We start from the raw sequence: 344 nt of genomic DNA, 5'->3' as shown, positions 1-344 counted from the left end.
AGAATTCTGGTGTCGATGCGGTCAGGGGACACACCCGTTCCCATCCCGAACACGACGGTTAAGACCTGATCGGCCGATGGTACTATGCTGGAGACGGCATGGGAGAGCAGGTGGATGCCAGATTCAATGGGCTTATAGCTCAGCCGGTTAGAGCGCACGCCTGATAAGCGTGAGGTCGGTGGTTCGAGTCCACTTAAGCCCATTACCTGAAAAGGTAATGCAACAAGTGACTGGCTGATTGAAATAAATACAGAACATAAATGAATAAGGGATCGCCTCTGAAAAGAGGGAAGGCCCGCATCCATGGGGGTGTAGCTCAGTTGGGAGAGCACCTGCCTTGCAAG

At 52.6% G+C, this 344-nt stretch carries 1 tRNA gene and 1 rRNA gene; both read left to right on the top strand.

Annotated features, from left to right (window positions below):
* Positions 1 to 5: 5 nt before the first annotated feature.
* Positions 6 to 123 (top strand): 5S ribosomal RNA (gene rrf, locus DW677_RS18145).
* 5 nt (positions 124 to 128) lie between these two features.
* A tRNA-Ile gene (locus DW677_RS18140) sits at positions 129 to 202 on the top strand.
* The last annotated feature ends 142 nt before the right edge of the window (positions 203 to 344 follow it).

Source organism: Clostridium sp. AM25-23AC (assembly GCF_003435125.1).
GTDB lineage: Bacteria > Bacillota > Clostridia > Lachnospirales > Lachnospiraceae > Pilosibacter > Pilosibacter fragilis.
This window is presented reverse-complemented; position numbering and strand designations above follow the sequence as displayed.